This window comes from uncultured Agrobacterium sp. (assembly GCF_913777885.1).
GTDB lineage: Bacteria > Pseudomonadota > Alphaproteobacteria > Rhizobiales > Rhizobiaceae > Agrobacterium.
The window spans coordinates 282,453-304,023 of the sequence record NZ_CAJYTV010000003.1 but is presented as its reverse complement, the minus strand read 5'-3'; the positions used below and the strand labels follow the sequence as shown (position 1 = coordinate 304,023).

General features: G+C 56.4%; 22 protein-coding genes and 1 tRNA gene. 11 read left to right on the top strand and 12 right to left on the bottom strand.

Annotated features, from left to right (window positions below; all coding sequences use genetic code 11):
* Positions 1 to 84 precede the first annotated feature (84 nt).
* Positions 85 to 1,521, bottom strand: a complete 1,437-nt coding sequence (locus tag QZ869_RS02475) for a PAS domain-containing protein (RefSeq protein ID WP_296102303.1) — start codon at positions 1,519 to 1,521, stop codon at positions 85 to 87.
* A gap of 492 nt (positions 1,522 to 2,013) precedes the next feature.
* Positions 2,014 to 2,649, bottom strand: coding sequence for a type B chloramphenicol O-acetyltransferase (gene catB, locus QZ869_RS02470; protein ID WP_296102301.1), 636 nt, complete (start codon positions 2,647 to 2,649; stop codon positions 2,014 to 2,016).
* A 280-nt stretch (positions 2,650 to 2,929) separates the two neighbouring features.
* Here catB and QZ869_RS02465 point away from each other — a divergent pair, with 280 nt between their 5' ends.
* Positions 2,930 to 3,337, top strand: a complete 408-nt coding sequence (locus QZ869_RS02465; RefSeq protein WP_296102299.1) for a VOC family protein — start codon at positions 2,930 to 2,932, stop codon at positions 3,335 to 3,337.
* Between the two features lie 102 nt (positions 3,338 to 3,439).
* Here the strand turns inward: QZ869_RS02465 and araD1 are convergent, their stop codons facing one another.
* The 4 genes from araD1 to chvE all read right to left on the bottom strand — a co-directional run bounded on the left by araD1 (position 3,440) and on the right by chvE (position 8,422).
* Positions 3,440 to 4,435, bottom strand: a complete 996-nt coding sequence (gene araD1 / locus QZ869_RS02460; protein ID WP_296073646.1) for an AraD1 family protein — start codon at positions 4,433 to 4,435, stop codon at positions 3,440 to 3,442.
* Positions 4,436 to 4,535: 100 nt separating this feature from the next.
* On the bottom strand, positions 4,536 to 5,732 hold the full coding sequence (mmsB, locus tag QZ869_RS02455; protein WP_296019967.1) for a multiple monosaccharide ABC transporter permease: 1,197 nt from the start codon (positions 5,730 to 5,732) through the stop codon (positions 4,536 to 4,538).
* Positions 5,732 to 7,267 (bottom strand): sugar ABC transporter ATP-binding protein GguA, encoded by a 1,536-nt coding sequence (gguA, locus tag QZ869_RS02450; RefSeq protein WP_296040624.1) that lies wholly within the window; start codon positions 7,265 to 7,267, stop codon positions 5,732 to 5,734. The genes mmsB and gguA overlap by 1 nt, the downstream gene beginning before the upstream one ends.
* A gap of 90 nt (positions 7,268 to 7,357) precedes the next feature.
* On the bottom strand, positions 7,358 to 8,422 hold the full coding sequence (chvE, locus tag QZ869_RS02445) for a multiple monosaccharide ABC transporter substrate-binding protein (protein WP_296019973.1): 1,065 nt from the start codon (positions 8,420 to 8,422) through the stop codon (positions 7,358 to 7,360).
* Between the two features lie 266 nt (positions 8,423 to 8,688).
* Here chvE and QZ869_RS02440 point away from each other — a divergent pair, with 266 nt between their 5' ends.
* Both QZ869_RS02440 and QZ869_RS02435 read left to right on the top strand, forming a co-directional pair.
* Complete coding sequence (locus QZ869_RS02440) at positions 8,689 to 9,675, top strand: LysR family transcriptional regulator (protein ID WP_296019975.1); 987 nt, start codon at positions 8,689 to 8,691, stop codon at positions 9,673 to 9,675.
* Positions 9,676 to 9,837: 162 nt separating this feature from the next.
* A complete protein-coding gene (locus QZ869_RS02435; RefSeq protein ID WP_296102298.1) occupies positions 9,838 to 10,332 on the top strand; it encodes a hypothetical protein in 495 nt (164 codons plus the stop codon).
* An 8-nt stretch (positions 10,333 to 10,340) separates the two neighbouring features.
* Here QZ869_RS02435 and QZ869_RS02430 read toward each other — a convergent pair whose 3' ends face one another.
* Both QZ869_RS02430 and QZ869_RS02425 read right to left on the bottom strand, forming a co-directional pair.
* Entirely contained in the window at positions 10,341 to 10,568 is a 228-nt protein-coding gene (locus tag QZ869_RS02430) for a hypothetical protein (protein ID WP_296102297.1), read from the bottom strand.
* Positions 10,569 to 10,874: 306 nt separating this feature from the next.
* The gene (locus tag QZ869_RS02425; protein ID WP_296019983.1) at positions 10,875 to 11,396 is read right to left on the bottom strand and encodes a MarR family winged helix-turn-helix transcriptional regulator; all 522 of its coding nucleotides are present in this window, start codon (positions 11,394 to 11,396) and stop codon (positions 10,875 to 10,877) included.
* Between the two features lie 472 nt (positions 11,397 to 11,868).
* Between QZ869_RS02425 and QZ869_RS02420 the strand changes: the two genes are divergently transcribed.
* Positions 11,869 to 11,945: transfer RNA gene (locus QZ869_RS02420), tRNA-Arg, on the top strand.
* Between the two features lie 162 nt (positions 11,946 to 12,107).
* Here the strand turns inward: QZ869_RS02420 and QZ869_RS02415 are convergent.
* Positions 12,108 to 12,824 carry an SDR family NAD(P)-dependent oxidoreductase gene (locus tag QZ869_RS02415; RefSeq protein WP_296102295.1) on the bottom strand — a complete coding sequence of 239 codons (717 nt, stop codon included), beginning with the start codon at positions 12,822 to 12,824 and terminating at the stop codon, positions 12,108 to 12,110.
* Positions 12,825 to 12,955: 131 nt separating this feature from the next.
* On the opposite strand from QZ869_RS02415, the gene QZ869_RS02410 reads away from it, so the two are divergent.
* Positions 12,956 to 13,942 (top strand): LysR family transcriptional regulator, encoded by a 987-nt coding sequence (locus tag QZ869_RS02410; RefSeq protein WP_296102293.1) that lies wholly within the window; start codon positions 12,956 to 12,958, stop codon positions 13,940 to 13,942.
* Between the two features lie 299 nt (positions 13,943 to 14,241).
* On the opposite strand, the gene QZ869_RS02405 is transcribed toward QZ869_RS02410, so the two are convergent.
* Complete coding sequence (locus QZ869_RS02405; RefSeq protein WP_296102291.1) at positions 14,242 to 14,733, bottom strand: hypothetical protein; 492 nt, start codon at positions 14,731 to 14,733, stop codon at positions 14,242 to 14,244.
* 400 nt (positions 14,734 to 15,133) lie between these two features.
* Here QZ869_RS02405 and QZ869_RS02400 point away from each other — a divergent pair, with 400 nt between their 5' ends.
* Entirely contained in the window at positions 15,134 to 15,964 is an 831-nt protein-coding gene (locus QZ869_RS02400) for a hypothetical protein (RefSeq protein WP_296102289.1), read from the top strand.
* 237 nt (positions 15,965 to 16,201) lie between these two features.
* Here QZ869_RS02400 and QZ869_RS02395 read toward each other — a convergent pair whose 3' ends face one another.
* Positions 16,202 to 17,611, bottom strand: a complete 1,410-nt coding sequence (locus QZ869_RS02395) for a hypothetical protein (protein WP_296102288.1) — start codon at positions 17,609 to 17,611, stop codon at positions 16,202 to 16,204.
* Positions 17,612 to 17,902: 291 nt separating this feature from the next.
* Positions 17,903 to 18,082 (bottom strand): hypothetical protein, encoded by a 180-nt coding sequence (locus QZ869_RS02390; RefSeq protein ID WP_296020008.1) that lies wholly within the window; start codon positions 18,080 to 18,082, stop codon positions 17,903 to 17,905.
* Between the two features lie 398 nt (positions 18,083 to 18,480).
* On the opposite strand from QZ869_RS02390, the gene QZ869_RS02385 reads away from it, so the two are divergent.
* From QZ869_RS02385 to QZ869_RS02365, 5 genes are all read left to right on the top strand, one after another.
* Positions 18,481 to 18,747, top strand: coding sequence for a hypothetical protein (locus QZ869_RS02385; RefSeq protein WP_296020011.1), 267 nt, complete (start codon positions 18,481 to 18,483; stop codon positions 18,745 to 18,747).
* Between the two features lie 271 nt (positions 18,748 to 19,018).
* Positions 19,019 to 20,317 (top strand): bifunctional sulfur transferase/dioxygenase Blh, encoded by a 1,299-nt coding sequence (gene blh / locus QZ869_RS02380; RefSeq protein ID WP_296102286.1) that lies wholly within the window; start codon positions 19,019 to 19,021, stop codon positions 20,315 to 20,317.
* Positions 20,308 to 20,646 (top strand): sulfite-sensing transcriptional repressor BigR, encoded by a 339-nt coding sequence (bigR, locus tag QZ869_RS02375; RefSeq protein WP_296102284.1) that lies wholly within the window; start codon positions 20,308 to 20,310, stop codon positions 20,644 to 20,646. Before blh ends, bigR begins: the two co-directional genes overlap by 10 nt.
* Positions 20,643 to 21,053, top strand: coding sequence for a YeeE/YedE family protein (locus QZ869_RS02370; protein ID WP_296102283.1), 411 nt, complete (start codon positions 20,643 to 20,645; stop codon positions 21,051 to 21,053). Before bigR ends, QZ869_RS02370 begins: the two co-directional genes overlap by 4 nt.
* The gene (locus QZ869_RS02365; protein WP_296102281.1) at positions 21,050 to 21,496 is read left to right on the top strand and encodes a YeeE/YedE family protein; all 447 of its coding nucleotides are present in this window, start codon (positions 21,050 to 21,052) and stop codon (positions 21,494 to 21,496) included. Before QZ869_RS02370 ends, QZ869_RS02365 begins: the two co-directional genes overlap by 4 nt.
* The last annotated feature ends 75 nt before the right edge of the window (positions 21,497 to 21,571 follow it).

Here is a 21,571-nt window from a genome sequence, read left to right as displayed (position 1 = left end):
TATTCCCGATACCGGCAGCGCAAAGGCACTGAAAGAAGGATTTTCCATGCCGAGAGACAGACGGCCCCGGCGCAAATCTACCTCTCAGATCTCGGAGAGCGAAGCCAGGTTTGTTGATGCCGTGAAGACGACGCCCGTTACGTTATAATCGATAGAGGCTTTGCCAGTCAGCCCCAGCCCAAGCATTCTGATCAAGCGGGTGCCGAAACCTGACTTTTTCGGCGGGCTCACGGCAGGGCCTCCGCTTTCAACCCATGCGAAGTGAAATTCATCGCCATCGATCCTCCAATCGATGATGACCCTTCCCTCACTCGTCGACAACGCACCGTATTTGGCCGCATTTGTTGCAAGTTCATGCAGCGAAAGCGCAAGCGTGTTGCTCCCCTGGTGGGACAGAAGGAAATCTGGACCTGAGATAACAAAACGCTTTCCCGCATCGAAGGGTTCAATCGCGCGTTCGATGACAGCCCTGATATTGGCCGAGAGAAAGTCCCTACCCCGCAGCACATCATGAGACCGTCCAAGCGCATCCAGGCGGCTCGTGATGTTGTTGCGCATCGTCGTGACATCAAAATCACCGCGCATCGACTGGTTGACGATAGACTGCACGGTCGCCATCATGTTCTTGATGCGATGGCCCATCTCCTGGGCAATTACGGCCTTCTCCGCCTCGACTGCCTTACGCGCCGTGATGTCCATCGAAATGCCGTTCATCATCAACGGTTGACCGTCAGCCCCGAACTTCGTCTCAGCCCTGACCTCGACCCAGCTCACCTCGCCATCCGGGAGGTTGACACGGTATTCGACCTGCAGATTGCCGTCAGACGACAATGCCGAGGCCACCGCATCCTGCCAACGTTCACGATCGCCGGGATGGACGGCGGCCTTCAGGTCATCGTAATCGAACTTGTCTGTCGGGTTGCGGCCAAAATTCGCCTTGCACAGAGCGGAGCATGACAGCCGCTGCGATGGGATATCCAACGTCCATGTTCCAAGGCTGCCCGCCTTGAGCGTGAAGCTCAGGCGCTCCTCATTGGCGATAAGCTCGGCGATCCGGCGTTGCAACTCGACCTGATAATCTTCCTGATCCCGGATTGTCTTGATCGCACGCTCCCGCGTGACATCGAACTGCGAGGCAAAAAAATAGGTCAGTTGCTCGCCATCGAAGACAGGCGACACAAGCAGCCGGTTCCAGAAGACGGAACCATCCCGCCTGTAGTTCAGGAGGTCGAGCTCAATAGCCTTTCGCTCAGCAATTGCCCGCTTCAGACGGATAACATCGTCAGCATTGGTGGCTGGCCCCTGAAGAAAGCGGCAGTTCTTGCCGAGAATTTCTTCGCGGCCATACCCCGTCAGCTTACAAAATGCGTCATTTGCAAAGACGATCGGGTTGTCAGCCTGGCGCGGATCAGTGATGACCATCGGCATCCGGGATGCGCGGATTGCTGCCGCAAACGGATCGGCACCAGATACCAATTCGCTGATCTCACGCTCAATACGCCGGTGCTCAGTCGTGTCCATAGCCTATGCATATACTCCCTTTGTTCTTTTGTATTGCGGAAAATAGATGGACGACAAAAAACTGGCACAACATAAAGGCCTGCCTACACACCGCTCTATTACTATCTGAATGAACAAGAATTCGGCGTCCTGTGTCAGGGTAAATCTGCCAGACGCCGGAATGATGCCGGACGTAGCAAGGCTGGCCGCGCCCTCTGTCGAACAAACGGTCAATCAATGGTTCCGATATGGCTTGAAGCACGCCATCATGCCCCACTAAAGCGATCATCGATGCATCACATTGGAGTAGCGCCACCTTCTTCAGCAAAGCCCTGCTGCGAAGGAGCAGGCACGACCCACGCTCCCCATCGTCTGGCAGTATACCCTTCAGTTGTTTTCGCGTTACGCCCCGCTCTCTCTTGTGCAGTTTAAGGGCGCAAGATGCTCTGTCGCCGAGAAAGCATTGCAAAAAGCTTGAGGCCCGCCCACATCTCATAGCGGACCTCAATCGCGTCAACCTCTGAGTTCTAGTGACCGCCAGTAGCGGTACAAAGCCTCCACATCACCACTGGTGATGATCGGCATTGCAAAGGACAATCGATCATCCGACCAATCCCACCATGCCATTTCGTGCAGTAGCGCGATCTCTCGATCCCTAAACCGCTTGCGAATGACCTTCGCCGGGTTGCCGCCGATAATGCTGTACGGCTCGACGTCACGCGTCACCACCGCGCGTGTACCGATGACAGCACCGTTGCCGACACGGACGCCCGGCATGATGATCGCCTCCGAACCGATCCATACATCATTGCCAATGACGGTGTCACCGGCGGGAAGATATCCGTTCTTCGCGTCGCGGAAGGCCTGTACCTCAGGCATCCAATAGAATGGAAATGTGCTGATCCATTCATGCCGATGCCCCTGGTTTCCCGCCATGATGAAAGCAGCACCCGAACCGATCGAGCAGAAGCTGCCGATGATCAATCGATCGGCGCCCTCATCCGGCACGAGGTAGCGCGCACAATCCTCAAAGCCGTGGCCGTGATAATAACCCGAATAGTAGCTGTAACGACCAACGGAAATGTTGGGGTTGGTCACCTGCTTGTCGAGCGTGACGCCCTTAAACGGGCTCTCGAAATAGTTCTCCATGGAATCCTCCTGCATGGTCAATTCTCGTTCGCATGAGCAAACGAAACCAACGCCGGAAGCAGTCAGCTTCTGGCGCGCCACGCCCCTCGCGTCAGAGCGGGAGCGAAATGCAGGGGGTACACGGTGCAGATTTCATCGTAGTAAGATAGTCGAAAAAGATGCGTTGCCAACGAGCCGGGCAGTCGTGACATACACGAGCCGCTCCGGTTGAGGTGCGGCCATCCTGTCAAATCGCATTAGCTTGAGCGAAACACACCATTGATCAAAAGAAAACCGCACGATGAAACCACCAAAGGCCATCCTTGAAACCGTGATCTACGCCACAGATCTTGATGCTGCGGAGCGCTTCTATTGCGACATCATAGGCTTGGAAGTCGTCAGGACGATCGAGAACCAGTTTGTCTTCCTGCGCTGCGGCGAGCAGATGCTGCTGATCTTCAACCCGGAGACTTCACGCATTGCGGACGGTGGTAATCCTCTTCCGCGCCATGGCACAAATGGTGCCGGACACTTGTGCTTCAGAGCTGAGAACAGATCGGAAGTCGATGCGTGGCGCGATCACTTCATCGCCAAGGGTGTTGAGATCGACCTCTATCACAGGTGGGACAATGGCACCTATTCCGTCTACGTCAGCGACCCCGCAGGCAATTCTGTCGAAGTGGGAGAAGCAGGCCTATGGGCAATCTAAGAGGACGTGCGCTCTGACAAAGAAAAGGGCCCGAACGCTAAGCGTCGAGCCCTCTTCGTCAAGTCTGACGGACGGCATCCGATAAGAAAACCGCCCTGCCCGCTAAATCTGGCGAACCGTGATCGTCTCTTCCTCGGCAACCTTCAGCGGGTTGCGCAGCGGCAGGCCAAAGCCACCGGCTTCAATCTCGAACACATCGCCAGCTTCGGTCTTGATGCCATCCGCGAAAGACAGCGTGGCCGTGCCGAACATGTGAACATGCACTTCGCCCGGAACGCGGAACAAGCCGTATTTGAAGTGATGATATTCGAGGTTCGCGAAGGTGTGGGACATGTTGTCCTCACCGGAAACGAACGGCTTTTCGAAAATCACCTTGCCGTCGCGCAGGATACGGGACGTGCCGCGGATATCGGATGGCGGTGCGCCAACGCGAATTTCCGGACCGAAGCTTGCGGGGCGCAGCTTGGAGTGAGCGAGGTAGAGATAATTGATCCGCTCGGTCACGTGGTCGGAGAACTCGTTCGACACGGCAAAGCCGATGCGCACAGGCTCGCCCTTGTCGGAGATCACGTAGATACCGGCCATCTCCGGCTCTTCGCCGCCATCAAGCGCAAAAGACGGAGAGACGAGCGCTGCACCCGGGGCTGCCGAGACGTGGCCGTTGCCCTTGTAGAACCATTCGGGCTGTACGCCCTTTTCGCCAGCCTTCGGCTTGCCGTTCTCGAGGCCCATCTTGAACATCTTCATCGAGTCCGTCAGCGTCTCGTCAGACGCTTCCGAAGTCTTCTTGTGCATGCTGTCGCGCGTGGCGGCAGAACCGAGATGCGTCAGGCCTGTGCCGGTCAGATGCAGATGCGCCGGATCCGGATGGGTGATCGGCGGCAGGAAGCGGCCTTCGGAATAGGCCTTTTCGAGATCGACCGCATCGCCAAACCCGTGGGCCGCAATTACCTCAGCGAGCGACTTGCCGCCATTGGCAGCTTCCATCGCCAGCGCATAGACCGAATCTGTATTGTTGACCGCACGAGCCTGCTCGCCGTCCTCGCGTGCCGCGACGATGATCTTGCCGCTGGCATCCTTGATTTGAGAAATCAGCATGATTGTTCCTTCCTGGGCGTCATGAAACGCCGCCGCCTCATGGAAGTGGCCGGAAACCGGCCACTTGCTGTCGTTCTATAGGTGCGGGTGGACCTGACGGTCAGCCCTTGTTCTTGTTGTAGACATCGAAGAACACGGCAGCCAGAAGCACAAGGCCCTTGACCATCTGCTGGAAGTCGATGCCGAGACCGACGATCGACATGCCGTTGTTCATCACGCCCATGATAAAGGCGCCGATGACCGCACCGGTGATCTTGCCGACGCCGCCGGAAGCGGACGCGCCGCCGATGAAGCAGGCCGCGATCACGTCCAGTTCGAAGCCCACGCCAGCCTTCGGCGTTGCAGAGTTCAGGCGCGTTGCCACGATCATGCCGGCGAGACCAGCGAGAACACCCATGTTGACAAAGGTCAGGAAGCTCAGGCGTTCGGTGTTGATACCGGAAAGCTTCGTCGCCTTCTCGTTGCCGCCCATCGCATAGATGCGACGACCGATCGTGGTGCGACGGGTTACGAAGCTATAGATCGCAATCAGCACCAGCATGACGATCAGAACGTTCGGCAGACCGCGATAGGTCGACAGGCTGTAGCCGAGGAACATAATCGCAGCAGCGATCAGCAGGTTCTGCACCAGGAAGAAGCCGAAAGGCTCAACCTGGATGCCGTGCTTCTCATTGACCTGACGACGACGCCAGGCCAGCACGAGAAGAACAGCCGAAATCGCAACCGTCAGGATCAGCGAGGTGGTGTTGATGCCCTCGATGCCGCCAATATCTGGCAGGAAGCCCGTGCTGATGACCTGGAAATCGGACGGGAACGGACCGATGTTCTTGCCGCCCAGAACGAACAGTGTCAGGCCGCGAAACACCAACATGCCCGCCAGCGTCACGATAAAGGACGGAATGCGGTGATAGGCAATCCAGTATCCTTGCGCCGCACCGATGATGCCGCCGATGACAAGGCAGATCAACGCGGCCAGGAATGGGTTCATGCCCCATTGCACGGTCAAGATCGCGGCTATCGCGCCAACGAAGGCGACGATGGAGCCGACCGAAAGGTCGATATGCCCCGCCACGATGACGAGCAGCATGCCGAGCGCCATGATGACAATGAACGAGTTCTGCAACACCAGGTTGGTCAGGTTGACCGGACGGAAGAGAATGCCGCCTGTGTAGAACTGGAAGAAGAGCATAATGGCGACGAGCGCGATCAGCATGCCGTATTCGCGGATATTGGACCGGATATACGAGCCGACCGAGACGACGTTGTTCTCTTCGGTGGATGTGTTGGTCGAACTCATCAGTTCTTCTCCCCTGAGCGCATGATAGCGCGCATGATGCTTTCCTGGCTCGCCTCTCCCTTCGGCAATTCGGCGACAATCCGTCCTTCGTTCATCACGTAGATGCGGTCGCAGTTGCCAAGCAGCTCGGGCATTTCCGATGAGATCATCAAAACGCCCTTACCGTCGGCGGCAAGCTGGTTGATAATGGTGTAAATTTCATATTTCGCGCCGACGTCGATACCGCGCGTCGGTTCGTCCAGAATAAGCACGTCCGGATTGGAGAATAGCCACTTGGACAGCACGACCTTTTGCTGGTTGCCGCCCGACAGATTGACCGTTTCCTGGAAGATGCCGGAAGAGCGAATACGCAAGCGCTTGCGGAAATCCGACGCGACCTGCATTTCCTTGATGTCGTCAATGACGGTAGCGGACGAGACACCGGCAAGATTGGCAAGCGTCGTGTTGTGCAGAATATTGTCGTTCAGCACGAGACCCAGATGCTTGCGGTCTTCGGTCACGTAGGCCAGGCCGGCGTCGATCGCCTTGCGAACGGTGCTCACATCCACCGGCTTGCCGTGGATCAGAACATCGCCGGAGATCTTGTGACCATAGGACTTGCCGAACACGCTCATGGCGAATTCGGTGCGACCTGCACCCATGAGACCCGCAATACCGACAACCTCGCCCTTACGGACATTGATGTTGATATCGTGCAGGACCTGACGATCGCGGTGCTGCTGGTGATAGGCGTTCCAGTTCTTGACTTCGAGAATGGTCTCGCCGATCGGCACATCGCGCGGCGGATAGCGGTCTTCCAGATCGCGGCCCACCATGTTGCGGATGATCACGTCTTCGCTGATCTCTTCCTTATGGCAGTCGAGCGTCTTCACCGTCATGCCGTCGCGCAGCACGGTAATCTGGTCGGCCACCTTGCGCACTTCGTTCAGCTTGTGAGTGATGATGATCGAGGTCAGCCCTTGCGTGCGGAACTCCATCAGGAGGTTGAGCAGCGCTTCGGAATCGCTTTCGTTCAACGATGCGGTCGGCTCGTCGAGGATCAAAAGCTTCACGCTCTTCGACAGCGCCTTGGCGATTTCCACCAGCTGCTGTTTGCCGACACCGATATCGGTGATGAGCGTTTCGGGCGATTCCTTCAGGCCGACCTTCTTCAGCAACTCGCGTGTGCGCGTGAATGTCTGCTGCCAGCTGATGACGCCGTTCTGCGCGACCTCGTTGCCGAGAAAAATGTTTTCTGCAATCGACAGAAGCGGCACGAGCGCCAGCTCCTGGTGAATGATGATGATGCCGATATCTTCACTGTCGTTGATGGCGCGGAAATTGCGCAGCTCACCCTCGTAGTGGATTTCGCCGTCATAGGTGCCAGCGGGATAAACGCCGGAAAGGACCTTCATAAGGGTCGACTTTCCCGCGCCATTCTCGCCGACGAGCGCATGTATCTCACCCTGACGAACCTTGAGGTTCACGTTTTGCAGCGCTTTCACGCCCGGAAACGTTTTGGTGATGTTGCGCATTTCGAGAATGGTGTTGTCCATATCACAATCCTGCGCCGTACAATCCGGCGTTCTTATGTGGGTAAACGGGGAGCGACGATCACGTCGCTCCCCGTCACGATCATGAAGAAATTACTTCAGCTGGTCGGCCTTGTAGTAACCGCTTCCAACCAGAACCTTTTCAGCATTGTCCTTGGTCACGAGAACCGGCTTCAGCAGGTAGGACGGAACAACCTTGACGCCGTTTTCGTAGGTCTTGGTGTCGTTGACTTCAGGCTCTTTGCCTTCCATCAGCGCGTTGACCATGTTGACGGTAACCTTGGCGAGTTCGCGCGTGTCCTTGAAGACGGTCGAGTACTGTTCGCCAGCCATGATGGACTTGACGGACGGAACTTCAGCGTCCTGACCGGAAACGACCGGCAGCGGCTGGTCCTTGGAACCGTAACCTACGCCCTTGAGCGAGGAGATGATACCGATGGAGATGCCGTCGTAAGGCGACAGAACCGCATCAAGCTTGGCGTCGGTGTAGTAAGCGGAGAGCAGGTTGTCCATGCGAGCCTGGGCCGTTGCCGGATCCCAACGCAGAGTACCGACCTTGTCCATGCCCATCTGGCCGGACTTCACGACGAGCTTGCCGCTGTCGATGTAAGGCTTCAGGACAGACATCGCGCCATCATAGAAGAAGAACGCGTTGTTGTCGTCCGGCGAACCGCCGAAGAGCTCGATGTTGAACGGACCCTTGCCGTCCTTCAGGCCAAGCTTGTCGGCAATAGAGGTTGCCTGCAGAACGCCAACCTGGAAGTTGTCGAAGGTTGCGTAGTAGCTGACGTCGCCGCTGTTACGGATCAGGCGGTCATAGGCGATAACCTTGATGCCCTGTTCGCCAGCCTGCTTGAGAACGTCCGACAGAGTCGTGCCGTCGATCGAAGCGATAACGAGGACCTTGACGCCCTTCGTGACCATGTTTTCGATCTGGGAAAGCTGGTTCGGAATGTCGTCGTCAGCATACTGTAGATCGGTCGTGTAGCCGGCGTCTTTCAGCTGCTTGACGATGTTGTTGCCGTCGTCGATCCAGCGAGCCGAGGACTTGGTCGGCATGGCGATACCGACCGTGCCCTTGTCCTGCGCCCAGACGGGCGACGCAAATGCTGCAGCGCCGATGGCGCAGGCAGCAAACAACGAAATGATGGATTTCATGAACTCTCTCCCTTGGAACCCTTTTAGGCACCTGTATCCTTACAGACTGCCGTCAAATCCATGCGCGGTAGTGAAGAATCGAGCTTACTCGAACGGGCTCCCTGAGCTATTCCGTCTTTCACCGCTCCTCCCCGGCATGAGGTGCAAACTGTTCTGAATCCATATAACTGTCAAATAGAATATCTCTCTTTTCCTATATCTTTTTTGGTATATTAAATCGATATAAATTTTTGTCGGGCGCGTTAACGGCTCAGAAGGCACGAAAAATGGAACGGGATGAAACAAATCTGAGTGAGCTTCCCTCCGTCACAGAAGACAACCCCCTGTTGCGCGCAGGGTTGAAAATGACCCATCTACGTATGCTTGTGATGGTAGAAGAACACGGTCAGGTCAGCGCGGCCGCGACCGCGCTCAACATGACGCAGCCAGCCGCATCGCGAATCCTGTCGGAAATGGAAGCCATTGTGAAAAGCCCGCTTTGCCAGCGGGCATCGCGTGGCGTGGTGTTAACCAAGTTTGGAAAAGCCCTGGCAACACGCGCCAAGAAGATTCTGCTGGAGCTCCGAGAGGCGAGTCGCGAACTGGCGCAGATGAAATCGGGAAGCGGCGGATCGGTCTATATCGGGTCCGTTACGGCTCCGGCCATCAGCATGGTGGTGCCGGCCTTGCGCAAGGCGATGGACATCTATCCCGGCATCGAGATCAGCGTTCAGGTGGAAACCAGCAATATTCTCGCACGCGAGCTCTTGGCCGCACGGCATGACTTCGTCATCGGTCGCATTCCCGACGATCTCGACCCGGCTCTGTTCAACGCCCATGAAATCGGCATCGAGCGCGCCTGTCTTCTGGTCGGCAAGAATCATCCGTTGCTCCAGAACCCTCCGGCGAGGTTGGAGGACCTTTGCGATTACGACTGGGTGTTCCAGCCTCCGGGCACGCTGCTTCGGCGCACGATCGAGGATGTCTTTCTGTCGCATGGCGTTTCGCTGCCGCGCAATATCATCAACACGCCGTCCACCGTGCTGACACTCGCCATCGTTTCCGCCACCAATGCGATCGCGCCACTGGCGCTGGAAATGGCTGAATTCGTGTCAGGCCAGCACGCCCCGATAGGCGAGATTCGCATTCTGCCGACCGATTTCGAACTGAGCGTCAAACCCTTCAGCCTGCTGACGGTCAAAGACCGGGTATTGCCTCCAAGTGCGCAGCTTCTCTATGATCTGATACTCGATGAAAGCCGCAAAAGCGCATGATACTTAAGCCTCGGGCAACATTGCGATGGTTGTCTACCGAGGCGCCACCACCGCGCATGCCCGCAATCAGCCCGACAAAGGTTCGGCGCTTACATCATCGTCACGACACTCGGAATTAAGTTTTGAAAGACGATGATACGACCTTAAAAGAGTGGGAACGTCATGCTTTTCGGCCAGTCGGTTTTTCAGTCTGTTGTCACCCGCCTTGAGCGCGAAGCGGAAGAACTGCCCGAGGAGGAAGATCCGGCAATCTTCAGCCGCCGCATCATCTTCGATCCTGGCCCACTCAAGACATCCGACATGCCGGAGATGGAGCCGGACAATCGACCGCTCTCGGCCTATCTAGACCTTCTGGAAGATGCGCCACTCTTGAAAGGGCCCGTGCCGGCACAAGACACAGAAGACCCGCCTCCAGCCGTCATGCCCGCCTACCTGCAGAAGACATCGCTCGCCGAGGTGAGCGATGAGCTTGGCATTGGCGAACACGATACGGTGGACAGCCTGGCCGAGAAGCGCCGCCGCTTCGCGCGGCTCAATCATCCAGATGCGGTGTCCGCCGCATTTCGCCAGAACGCCCATCTGCGCATGACCGCAGCCAATCTCCTTATCGATCAGGCCATCCGGCTTCTGGCATTACAGGGCGTAAACCGTCGCTAACTTATCCTTCAATCCTGCTCTGATGTCGAAATGGTTTCTCCAGGCTTATCCACGGAGGGCTTGAAGGTCAGCAGCAACGCATAGGCAGCGTAGAGCGCCAGTCCACCGACAAGGGTCGACCAGAAGGGTTCATGATTGACGAATTCAACGACTGCCCAGCCAGCGCAGGCGCCGACGATCAAGAGCCGCACCCAGAGCGGACGATACATAGGGTGGTTGGTGTCGATAAAAAGCATGGTTTCTCCATCGTGCCACGCGCGCCTCTTCTTAAAGAAACCGGCGCAAGCTCGAAATCGGCACGTCCGGGCAGCATATCCCCCCAAGAGGCGGCAGAATGCAAGACCGCAAAGGTGAGAGCGGGAGGATAATCGAACGTTCAACTGGATTGTGATCGATCGGAAATCTTCTTCCACCCGAAAATTCACCGATACCGGTTGCGCAGGCTATCGCAGCTCACGCGTAAAGAACTCTTATAAAACAAAAACGGTGCGCACCGGCACCGCTTCGTCATCGTTCCTAAATGCGGGGGCGATGAGTGATGATCACTCTTCGATCTTGCGCAACAGGCCGACCAGCTGATCGCGGGCTTTCTCCCCGCCCAGCCTGCGAACGATCTTGTCCTCATGCGCCTTCCATACCCGTTGGATATCGTCGAGCAGGGCGTTCCCATCTTCTGTCATTTCCAGATAATGAACACGCCGGTCGGTCAGGGATTTGCGTCGGCTCAGAAGCCCCTTCTCCTCAAGCCCGTCGATGATCGCGACGAAATTCGCCCGCTGAATGCCGAGCGCTTCAGCCACATCGCTCTGCTTTAGATCGGAATTGTTGGACACGACGACAAGAACGGAAAAATCTGCCGGCCGAAGACCGTAGCCGAGAAGATTTTCGTTAAACTCACTGACCACTGCAAGTTGTGCCTTGCGAAGCCGGTAAAGCACTGCATCGGACAGGATGGAGTAGTCGATATCCAGCTTCGCACGTTTGGACTGATCAGGAGACGACTCTTTCGTCTCCGAATATTTCCCCTTCGCCCGACCTTGCTCGAAAGCGATATCCAAAGTCATCCCGGTCTCCTGTCGACAATCGTCATATAGTGGAAGCTGTTGAAATATGTTTATTAGAACAATGTTTAATAGTAATTAATCCAGCGGTCTAGTCTTTGAAGGAGCGAAAACTTATAGAGCGCTGATCGCCATGCGCCGCTTCTATACTGAAGGACTGAATATTAGCGTCGATAACCAATATATTGTAAATGCATCATTAATTCAGTCTCCGACACCCTTTAGAACACTCCCAGAAAGCGTCGCTGCGCCTGGGTAATTTCGGTTCAGTCTTCGAAAAAACGGCGACTGTTAATTTACGCCCGCAAGAAATTGGGTGCAATCCAAAGATGTGACATATAACAGATGATTTATCATGTTTCTTCACGTTTCAGCCTTCGGTCGAAGCCAACGACATTTTAAAGATTGAAGAGACGTGAAAGCTGGTTTAAGAAACCGACCATATTAAAACGCGACTCGAAGCCGCGTCTTAAGGGCACCCGTAGCTCAGCTGGATAGAGTGTTGGATTCCGATTCCAAAGGTCACAGGTTCGAATCCTGTCGGGTGCGCCAAATAGCGCCGATTTCCCTCCGCAATACGCTATAGCCGCCGAGCGTGCGACGCTTCGTTTCGGGTTTCTGGAGAATACCGCGCTAACGCGCAGAAGCGACGGCGGTTGACGGTAAAAAGTTCGAATCGTGTTGGGCCGAAAGGACGTACGCCTTCGACGATTGTCACCACGGAACGTTATGTCCTTCCCGGTCGAGATAGCGAAGACCGGGCTTTCCCTGCTGTGTGAGAAGCGTGGTGACGATTTGCGGTATGGTTTCTTCCATGCCAAAGGGCGCATCGGGGCCGCCGAGCCCGGTGCGTATCCAGCCTGGCGCCATCAGCACCAGGGCGCGAGAATCGTGGGCATGGCGAGCCGCGTAGCTGCGCATATATTGGTTTAGCGCAGCCTTGGAGCCGCGATAGACCTCATGACCGCCATTGGTATTCTTGAAAATGCTGCCTTGCCCGGACGACATGACGCCGATCAGGCCAGCCGGCGTCACACAATCCTGCAATCCTTCGACCACCCGCATGGGGCTGAGCGCATTCGTGACCATCACGCGGATGAACTCATCGGTCGAAACCTCCGCAATGGTCTCATCCTGATTGGTATTCGCCGTACCAGCGTTCACGAACAGGATATCGATCTGTGTCTCTGCCAGCCGATCACGCAACCCTGCGATCTCATCCGGCCGCGTGATGTCGAGTTGGGCAATTTCGACACGGCCTGGATGTGCATCGTCAAGGTCGTGCAACAAGGTTCGATCAGATCCGCGCACCGTTCCGATCACATTCCAGTTGCGTGCCAAAAATTCCGCGGCCATTGCATGGCCAAGTCCGCGCGATGCGCCGACGATGAGTGTGGTTTTATTGGTTTTGTTTGCATGGTTCGAGGTCATGATCTCACTGTTCCTTCTTGGTGTCGGACGCCATCATCTTCCCCGCAAATGAAATGCGCCAGACGCACAGGATGCAAACTATTGTTGCATGAGGCGCTATCCATCTGTCGGGTATCGGATAGAGTGTTTCAATGGACACCATTGACCTCAATCTTTTGCCGGCACTCGATGCGCTTCTGACAGAAGGCAGTGTAACGGCGGCAGCGCGGCGATTGGGCCTGAGTTCATCCGCCATGAGCCGGACGCTTGCCCGATTGCGTACCGCGACCGGCGATCCTCTGCTCGTGAGGGCAGGTCGTGGGCTGGTGCCAACGCCACGCGCCATCGCGCTGCGTGAGCGCGTTCATATGCTGGCGCGCGATGTGCGCGCCGTTCTCAGCCCGCAGGACGCCACGCTCGATCTGGCCACTCTGGAGCGGACCTTCACGATCCGGGCCAATGAAGGTTTCATCGCCTTGTTTTCCGCTCCCTTAGTGGCCGCGGTGGTCGCGACCGCTCCCCATGCGCGCCTGCGCTTTGCGCCAAAGTCGGTTAAAGAGGCGGGTCCGCTCCGGGACGGAATGATCGATCTGGAAATTGGAGTGCTGGGGGACTTTGCGCCCGAGGTTCGAACGCATTTTCTCTTTCGCGACCGCTTTGTCAGCGTTGTCCGAAACGAGCATCCGCTGCTCTCAGTACCGGTGACGCCCGAGCGATATACCGCCGCCAAGCATGTCGTCGTGTCAAGGCGCGGGCAATTCACAGGGCCGGTCGATGACGCTCTTGAGGCGCTCGGCCTTACCCGCGAGATCGTGGCCGTGGTGCCGGGCTTCCCCGATGCGTTGCGGATTGCGCGCCAGTCCGATCTCGTCGCGCTGGTGACGCAATCCTGCTTATCCGACCCACAGCTCGTAGAAGGGTTGGTAAGCTTCCCCCTGCCGGTGGAAACACCGGAGATCGCCGTCGTCGCGCTCTGGCATCCCCGCACGGAAGCCGACCCTGCGCATCGCTGGCTGCGCGAAACAGTTATGTCCGTTTGCCGGCGCTCCCAGTTTTCGTTGAAACCGCAGGACAATGGCGGCTCAGCAGAATCTGCAAGCCACGTCCGCCACGACAAAAGTGACAGGCAGTCCACATAATTCTCCAAGCTCGCATCGACAGAGCCCGTCCCACCGGCTGTCATGCGAATTTGCCTCTGACGCTTGATACTGTGATCCACGTCGGCATCGCCTCTATCAAGGGCGGGTCCGTCCGGTTGCACGTGCGCTTGCGTGATGACGCTGGCTGGAGGAGACTCTCAGCCATCGAAGACACGATCCGTGCCGCGCGTGCGGGCAGCCGGCGGCAGCGGCGTCTCAAAGCAAACTTACGCCAGGGGTGGCCCGTTGCCCGCTTGGCACAAGCGCCTGCCAAATCAACGTTTGTCGATAGAGCCAGCTTATCGCGATACAAGCCTGACCAGATTGTCGAGTGAGGCGTTGTTCCCGGTTTCTGTTCCTCGGATCATTGCGTCGCCGCAGAACGACATTACCTGAACCATCATCTGGACCTTGGTTCCGCCGTCCCGATCTTCGAGCAATGTGGTGATAAGACGCGCCGCCAAGGGTCTGGCCTCCCGATTGCACAACTTCACACCACACGATCCGGGCATTGGGGACGATGGAAATATAGGTGGCGGTACCCGTGTACTGCGGATCATCCTTCCTGCAAAGGAAAGTACCCTGGCCGCCTTTTCCCGGAAATCGGCCAGATGCCGCCAAGCGACCTCGACGGCTTTTATCTTGCCCAAAAGTGCGCAGCGTCCTGGCCGGACATTCGGATCATAATCGCGTCGGGACAGATTGAACAGAAAGCCGAGGACCTCCCGGAAGGCGCAGTTTTCGTGAGGAAGCCGTTCAGCGCAGACGTCGTTCACGATCATCTTCAGCAACTGTTGCCGGACGGAAAGAAGCCCGAACCGCTCAAACGGCGAGCGTCTTCATTAGGCTGACATTTGAGGCGACGAGACCCCGCGACGCAGACCCACGCCTTATCACACGCGTTCAACCGCATTGGCGCATTTTACAATACGGCGTGCCGCCAGATCGCGGCGAGGATGTGGAAGAGCAATCAGGCGTCACTTCGAGCCGAAGTCGGAATGTTCTCATGTAAAATCGTGAGATCGATAAGAATGCGAGCACCAAACCTCAAACCTGCCAGCGGCTTCTCCATCACCTGAAATGCGGCGCGCACCCCGGCCTCACTGTTCGATTGCGCCGCAAGGCATACGCAAGGCATAGCCGGTATTTACCAGCGACAATCCCAGTCTGGCTGCAGAATAAAGGCCTCCAATGAGCACCCCGAATAACGGTATGCAGACCATCCACGCGATGGCAAATTTCATGGCTGAGCAACACCCCGAAATTATGCTGATCATGGCGCAGAAATTGCGGCTCCATCTATCGAACTCCCTGGCCAGTTTTCACGGCAACAGGGTTGCGCATGGGCCGTTCAAGGGTTTGCTGCTCGGCGCGGATACGCATTGGGGAGAAGGTGCTGATAGAGGGGGCATGATCCTTGGGCTCTACGAGCAGGAAATTCTCAATATAGTGGACGAGATTCCGGCCAGGTATCGGACATTCATCGATCTGGGCGCTGCCGACGGATATTACGGCTTGGGCATGCTGGTGAACAACCGGTTCGATACGTCCTACTGCTATGAAATAACCGAACGTGGCCGCGAGGTGATCGCCGCTAACGCCGTTCTGAACGGTGTGGCAGACAGGGTCATCATCCGTGGCGAAGCGACCCGTGAGTTTTATAACGACCTCCCCGCGGAAGTGCGTGACCAGTCGCTGGTCCTTGTCGATATCGAGGGCGCCGAATTCGATCTCATCGATGCCGGTACGTTCGCCGCCTTTTCCAAAGCTATGATCGTCGTCGAGATTCACGATTGGATGGTCGAGAACGGGCCTGAAAAGATGGCCAAGCTGCAGGTCGATGCCGCACGCACCCATCGCGTCACAGAAATCAAGATGGGTGCCCGCGACCTCTCCGGCATCCCAGAGCTTCAAAGCATGCCCGACACCCAACGCTGGTTGCTGTGCTCGGAAAACCGCGCGCGGGTGATGGTGTGGCTGAGATTCGATCCCATCGAAATGGACGACACTCCTGACGCGTGAGTTAGGCTCATTCGTTGCTCTTCGGACAAAGGTAAGCGCTGGGCAAACGGATATCGCAGATGACAGCTCGGACGCGGATGCGGCAGAGCTGCGATGAACATCCAGCAGGCTCCTGAGATTGTCTAATCCATACCGGACCGGACGGGCATCACACTAGCGGCTGTATGGCCGCCCTCATCAAGGGTGATTTTCCCTCTCAGACGAACAAGCCCGTTCTCCCGACCTTGGCAAACCGGCTTATACGAAATTTTTCTGCAGGAGCACATGCGCTATCGTCAGTCGCAGTTCGGAGGTCTTGTCGGTCTTTGTCAGCGCATTGAGAACATGGACCAGGGTATGCGGGTTTTGTACCGACACGCCGGACGATGAGCGGACGATCTGAACGTGCTTGTCCATCAGCGTAAAGTCGCCGGCGCCCAGCGCATGCAAAAAGAAATTCAGAAAGGGCTGATCGCCCAGCGTGAGGATGGCGCCTGGTTGACGTACCAGTTCGACGACGCACGAGAAGGCATCCTTGCAGATACGGGCATTGCGCATACCGATGATGCCCGAATTGCCGAAAGCCACCTCGCCCGAATAGGGAACGATGTTCGTATCGAAGAGAAACTTCCCGAACCAGTTGCCATAGCCGCCCCATTCGGACGGAATGCTCGGCATGCCAGCATATTCTGCCCACTCGGTTGCAATACAGACCTTGTCCGACATCAGGATGGCGATCAGGAGATCGTCGATCGGGCCCGCACAGACCACGTCGCAATCGAGGTACAGGATTGGCTGGAATTGTTCGAGGGCAGCATCGTCCAGGCAATAGCGGCCAAGCCAAGGTGAGCCATGCGGCATGGGAAAGATCCGCAAGGACTTTTGAAAACGCTCGGGCACATGCTTGCGCACCGCCGCCTCGGTAAAGCTGGTGATGATCCCGACCGTGCCATCAAATCGACCGTAGCGATCAAGGCTTTCCAGAGAGAGCGCCAACGTCTCCAGATACTCATAGCTGCCATATACGCAGTAATACACAAGCGGGTTGAAGCTTGAGACAGCCGCGTCGGGTCCCTGCTTTATTTCAGCATGTTCAGATGTTGGCGGCCAGTCACTGAAGTCAACAAGCCCGCCCATCTTGTCGGTCCGGTTGAGTGACCGAAAATCCAAAAGGCGCTCAGGTCGCTGAAAGTCAAGAAGGGTGCGCGTTGGGTGGTGCAACCACCGACCGTTCCACGCCGCAACCTTGGCTATGCTCGACAGCGGCACGAGCTGATAGATTTCCCAGTCGTTTACAGAAGAGCGCATCTCGTTGGAGCCGTCGCGCATATTGGATGAGAGATACTGCCCATCCGCCAAGAACACCATTTGGCCCTTTCGATCCGGCAATTCGAGGGCACCCAGATCGGCAATCCGGTATACGGAATTTTCAATCCGGGCAGCACCTCCACTCAGGCGGCGGAAAATCGCTGCGTCCGGGTCGGTCTTGGCACAGACACACAAGAAGGAAGTATTGGGTGAACCGATTTTGGTGTGCGTCAGCAGACCCGAGGCTGCGTCCAGACTGAGGAACGAGTTGTGATGCGTGGAAACGAGAAAGACATCGTCATCGTTAAGCTTCGACACATCGTTCGCGTCAACGGTAAAGAAGTTGATTGTCTGGAGCAAAATCGTTTCCGCCGATCAAAAGTGTGCCTTCGTCGCTTGCCTCCGTTTTCTCGGCCTCGAGACTTTACCGAATGCACGAGCCGCTCAAGGGTTGGGAAAGCAATAGAAGAATGACCGATGCGTATCGAAGAATCCTTGCTTGAAGCTAACCGCTGAAACCATTGGTCAAGTGTTCCCGCCCAGGGACCAAAAACAGCGTCGCGGATGAGGGACGCTACAATTTTACCGCTAAACGCCAACATCGCACAACAGCGCTTGACTCTGCTTCAAACAAGAACATAATAAGAACATTCAAACATCTACAGAGGCTTGGAGGCTTTCGATGATACGGCGTGTTGCGGTTCTGTGTGCAGTTCTTTCGGTCGCGCCAACCTTGGCGTTGGCGTGTTCGGAGCCTTCCAGCGACATTCGTACGCCCCGCGCACCGTCGAGGATTTCACAACCCTCCTGCTTATATTCGTCGAACTGCACAGAATACGATATCCGCTCCTACAAGAACGATGTGGGGTACTATATCGAAAGGCTGAACAGATATGCCAGGGACGCTGAATATGCAGCCGATGCGGCCAAGCAGTTTGCAAATGCGGCGGAAGAATATGCCAGATGCGAAGGCAGCAACGCCCAGTCCGCTGTTCGATGACCGTTGCAAGCCTTGATGCTCCATCCGGATCGTCTTCGCTGAGCGCACTGAAATGATCAAGACAACCGATATGAACAGACGGCATCCCGGCTGAAGACGGGTGCCTTGCCGTCGCTCGCTCATCCGCCCCCCAAAGAACCAGTCATCGCGGCAAGTCAGGCACCACTGATGACTGCCGTAAGTTTTGCCAGAATAGAAACCAACTCGAAATAGAGAGCAGGAGCTTACAATGAAGCGACTTATTCTTTCCTCCATCATGATACTTGCAGCCAACAGCGCCTTTGCCGAATGTGGAATGAACAGTTCCAAATGCTTCAAGAAAGACGGAAAGACGTATGAGCTTGAGCAAAAGCTCGGAGGCGGATACTCCGTCACTGAAGACGGCTCCAGTTACGGTGTCCTCTCGCAGAATTTGAGCGGCTCGTGGAAGCTGACCAAGCCGGACGGCACGACCGAGACGTTTGATCGCAAACCATCTTCTATTTCAAAATACTAGAGTTCTACGCCCTCCATCGAGGGCGTGAAGAATGTTTCATCGTCTCACATCTCAGCCTTAAGCCCCGAAAATCGGTTTCGAGTTTCGGGGCTTAAGGCTTGGAAATAGCCATGATGCGGGCCTTCGCCGCATCTCATACTTGGCTTCCTGATCAGGCGGTCAGCCGCTGTGGTCAGTTGAATGCGTTGCACGGCATCTTTGACAACGGTCTTGTCATTTACGTCATTATACATTATAGAATATTATATAATGAATTTGAATGGAGGGAGTCATGCCAGTCAGCAAAATCTCCGAGACGTTGTCTGTCTCGACCCAGCCAAGCCTCGAGGAAATCACGACGCTGCGCTCGCAAGGCTTTACCACAATCATCAACAACCGCCCCGATGGCGAAGACGACCCGCAGCCTGGCACGACATCGCAGGCGCAGGCGGCGGATCAAGGTGATCTCGCCTATGCCTATATCCCCGTCACGCTTACAACGATTACCGAAGCCGATGTTCGGGCATTTCAAGCAGCACTCCTTCGCTCCAATGGGCCCGTTCTAGCCCATTGCAAAAGCGGCACCCGTTCCTTCAGCCTCCACATCATCGGTGAGGTCCTGGACGGGCGCATGGCAGCTGAAGATCTCCCTGCCTTCGGCCAGCAGCACGGCTTCGATACGAGTGCAGCGCAAAAATGGCTGACCCGCCATGCAGCTCGTCGAGCGCAGGTAAAAGCCTTTTTCGACGCACGCACCTCAAGCGTTCAATATGTCGTTTCCGACCCGCAGACGGATAAGTGCGCCATCATCGATCCGGTCCTGGATTTCGATGAGAAGTCCGGTGAAACGGCCACGCGTCATGCCGATGCCATTCTCGATTACGTTCGCGATCGAAGCCTGACGGTCGAATGGATTCTCGACACACACCCTCATGCCGACCATTTCTCCGCCGCCCACTATCTGAAGCAGAAGACCGGCGCGCAAACCGCAATCGGCACACGTGTCGTTGACGTGCAGTCCTTGTGGAAAGACATTTATCACTGGCCGGAACTTCTTGCCGACGGTTCTCAATGGGACCGGCTTTTCGCCGATGGGGACAGCTTCAAGATCGGCTCCATCGACGCGCGAGTCCTGTTTTCGCCAGGGCATACGCTTGCCTCTGTCACCTACGTTATCGCGGACGCCGCATTCGTTCACGATACCCTGTTCATGCCCGATAGCGGCACCGCGCGCGCTGATTTTCCAGGCGGCGATGCCGCCGCCCTTTGGCGCTCGATCCAGGCTATTCTCGCGCTGCCAGACGAAACGCGGCTCTTTACTGGGCATGACTACCAGCCCAATGGGCGCAGTCCACGCTGGGAGAGCACGGTTGCCGAACAGAAAGCGTCCAACCCGCATATTGCCGGCGTGAGCGAGGATGAATTCGTCGCACTCCGGGTTAAACGCGACAGGACATTGCCGATGCCCAAGCTCATCCTGCATGCGCTTCAGGTGAATATTTGCGGCGGTCGCCTGCCGGAACCCGAAGAAAACGGCAAGCGCTACCTGAAATTTCCGCTGGATGCCTTGCAGGGAGCGGCGTGGGAATGACTATTGAACCCAAGGCAGCCACGCTCTCTCCCGCCGAAATGGCGGGCCGCGCCACAGAGGTTGCCAGCCTCCTCAAGACATTGTCGCACCCGGCGCGGCTGATGATTGTCTGCACCCTGATCGAGGGTGAATTTTCCGTTGGCGATCTGGAGGAGAGGATCGACCTTCATCAACCCCATCTTTCCCAGCACCTGACCGTGTTACGAAATTCCGATATCGTGGAGACACGGCGTGATGGCAAGCAGATCTTCTATCGCCTCACTGAGCAGAGGGCCGTTCAACTGATCGGCGCCCTCTACGATATTTTCTGCGTGAGGGATGAGCCATGAGCCTTTATTTTTCCTCTCTCGCAGGCGGCATGTTGATCGGAGCCGGGGCAGTCATGCTTCTGCTGCTGAATGGCAAAATTGCAGGAATAAGCGGCATCGTCGGGCGTCTGGCCCGGGGCATTGGGCTTTCCACCAATCTTGCCTTCATTCTTGGGCTGATACTGGGACCGCTTGTCTATTTCTATCTTTTCGATGACTGGCCGGACATTCACATCGCCACAGGCTGGCCGCTGATCATTGTAGCCGGGCTGCTCGTAGGCTTCGGTTCGCGCATGGGGTCGGGCTGCACCAGCGGCCACGGCGTGGTCGGCCTCGCGCGGCTATCGCCGCGCTCGATTGCGGCAGTCGCGACCTTTTTGACCACAGGTGTCATCGCAGTTACGGTCTTGAGAGGGTTTGCATTATGAAGCACACAAAATTGCAGCTTCCCGCAGCACTCGCATCCGGTCTTGTCTTTGGCTTCGGCCTGTCGCTTTCAGGCATGCTCAACCCCTCTCGCGTCAAAGCCTTTCTGGATGTTTTCGGCGCTTGGGACCCAAGCCTTGCCTTTGTTCTGGGCGGGGCCGTCGTCATTGCCGCCATCGGTGTCCAGGTCATGAAGCGGATGGACGGCCCTCTCCTTGATGCCACCTTTCATCTGCCAGAGGGCCGCAGCATCGATACGCCACTGATCATGGGTTCGGCGCTCTTTGGTCTCGGCTGGGGCATTGGCGGTTTCTGTCCAGGTCCAGCGGTTGCGTCTCTCTCGGTCGCATCGCTTAAAGGCGACATACCGCAGCTGTTCCTCTTTATTATCTCGATGCTGACCGGCATGGCGTTTCACGACCGGATCTGGAGCAGACAGCGTTAAGGTCAAACCCGAGCGCCGCTTCGAAATTCTCTGTCTTTCACGCCTTAAATAGTTATGATATCGAATTATACTGCG

Coding starts and splice junctions, on each gene's coding strand:
- QZ869_RS02475 (WP_296102303.1), bottom strand. CDS start 1,521: ATGGACACGACTGAGCACCGGCGTATTGAGCGTGAGATCAGCGAATTG.
- catB (WP_296102301.1), bottom strand. CDS start 2,649: ATGGAGAACTATTTCGAGAGCCCGTTTAAGGGCGTCACGCTCGACAAG.
- QZ869_RS02465 (WP_296102299.1), top strand. CDS start 2,930: ATGAAACCACCAAAGGCCATCCTTGAAACCGTGATCTACGCCACAGAT.
- araD1 (WP_296073646.1), bottom strand. CDS start 4,435: ATGCTGATTTCTCAAATCAAGGATGCCAGCGGCAAGATCATCGTCGCG.
- mmsB (WP_296019967.1), bottom strand. CDS start 5,732: ATGAGTTCGACCAACACATCCACCGAAGAGAACAACGTCGTCTCGGTC.
- gguA (WP_296040624.1), bottom strand. CDS start 7,267: ATGGACAACACCATTCTCGAAATGCGCAACATCACCAAAACGTTTCCG.
- chvE (WP_296019973.1), bottom strand. CDS start 8,422: ATGAAATCCATCATTTCGTTGTTTGCTGCCTGCGCCATCGGCGCTGCA.
- QZ869_RS02440 (WP_296019975.1), top strand. CDS start 8,689: ATGGAACGGGATGAAACAAATCTGAGTGAGCTTCCCTCCGTCACAGAA.
- QZ869_RS02435 (WP_296102298.1), top strand. CDS start 9,838: ATGCTTTTCGGCCAGTCGGTTTTTCAGTCTGTTGTCACCCGCCTTGAG.
- QZ869_RS02430 (WP_296102297.1), bottom strand. CDS start 10,568: ATGCTTTTTATCGACACCAACCACCCTATGTATCGTCCGCTCTGGGTG.
- QZ869_RS02425 (WP_296019983.1), bottom strand. CDS start 11,396: ATGACTTTGGATATCGCTTTCGAGCAAGGTCGGGCGAAGGGGAAATAT.
- QZ869_RS02415 (WP_296102295.1), bottom strand. CDS start 12,824: ATGACCTCGAACCATGCAAACAAAACCAATAAAACCACACTCATCGTC.
- QZ869_RS02410 (WP_296102293.1), top strand. CDS start 12,956: ATGGACACCATTGACCTCAATCTTTTGCCGGCACTCGATGCGCTTCTG.
- QZ869_RS02400 (WP_296102289.1), top strand. CDS start 15,134: ATGAGCACCCCGAATAACGGTATGCAGACCATCCACGCGATGGCAAAT.
- QZ869_RS02385 (WP_296020011.1), top strand. CDS start 18,481: ATGAAGCGACTTATTCTTTCCTCCATCATGATACTTGCAGCCAACAGC.
- blh (WP_296102286.1), top strand. CDS start 19,019: ATGCCAGTCAGCAAAATCTCCGAGACGTTGTCTGTCTCGACCCAGCCA.
- QZ869_RS02370 (WP_296102283.1), top strand. CDS start 20,643: ATGAGCCTTTATTTTTCCTCTCTCGCAGGCGGCATGTTGATCGGAGCC.
- QZ869_RS02365 (WP_296102281.1), top strand. CDS start 21,050: ATGAAGCACACAAAATTGCAGCTTCCCGCAGCACTCGCATCCGGTCTT.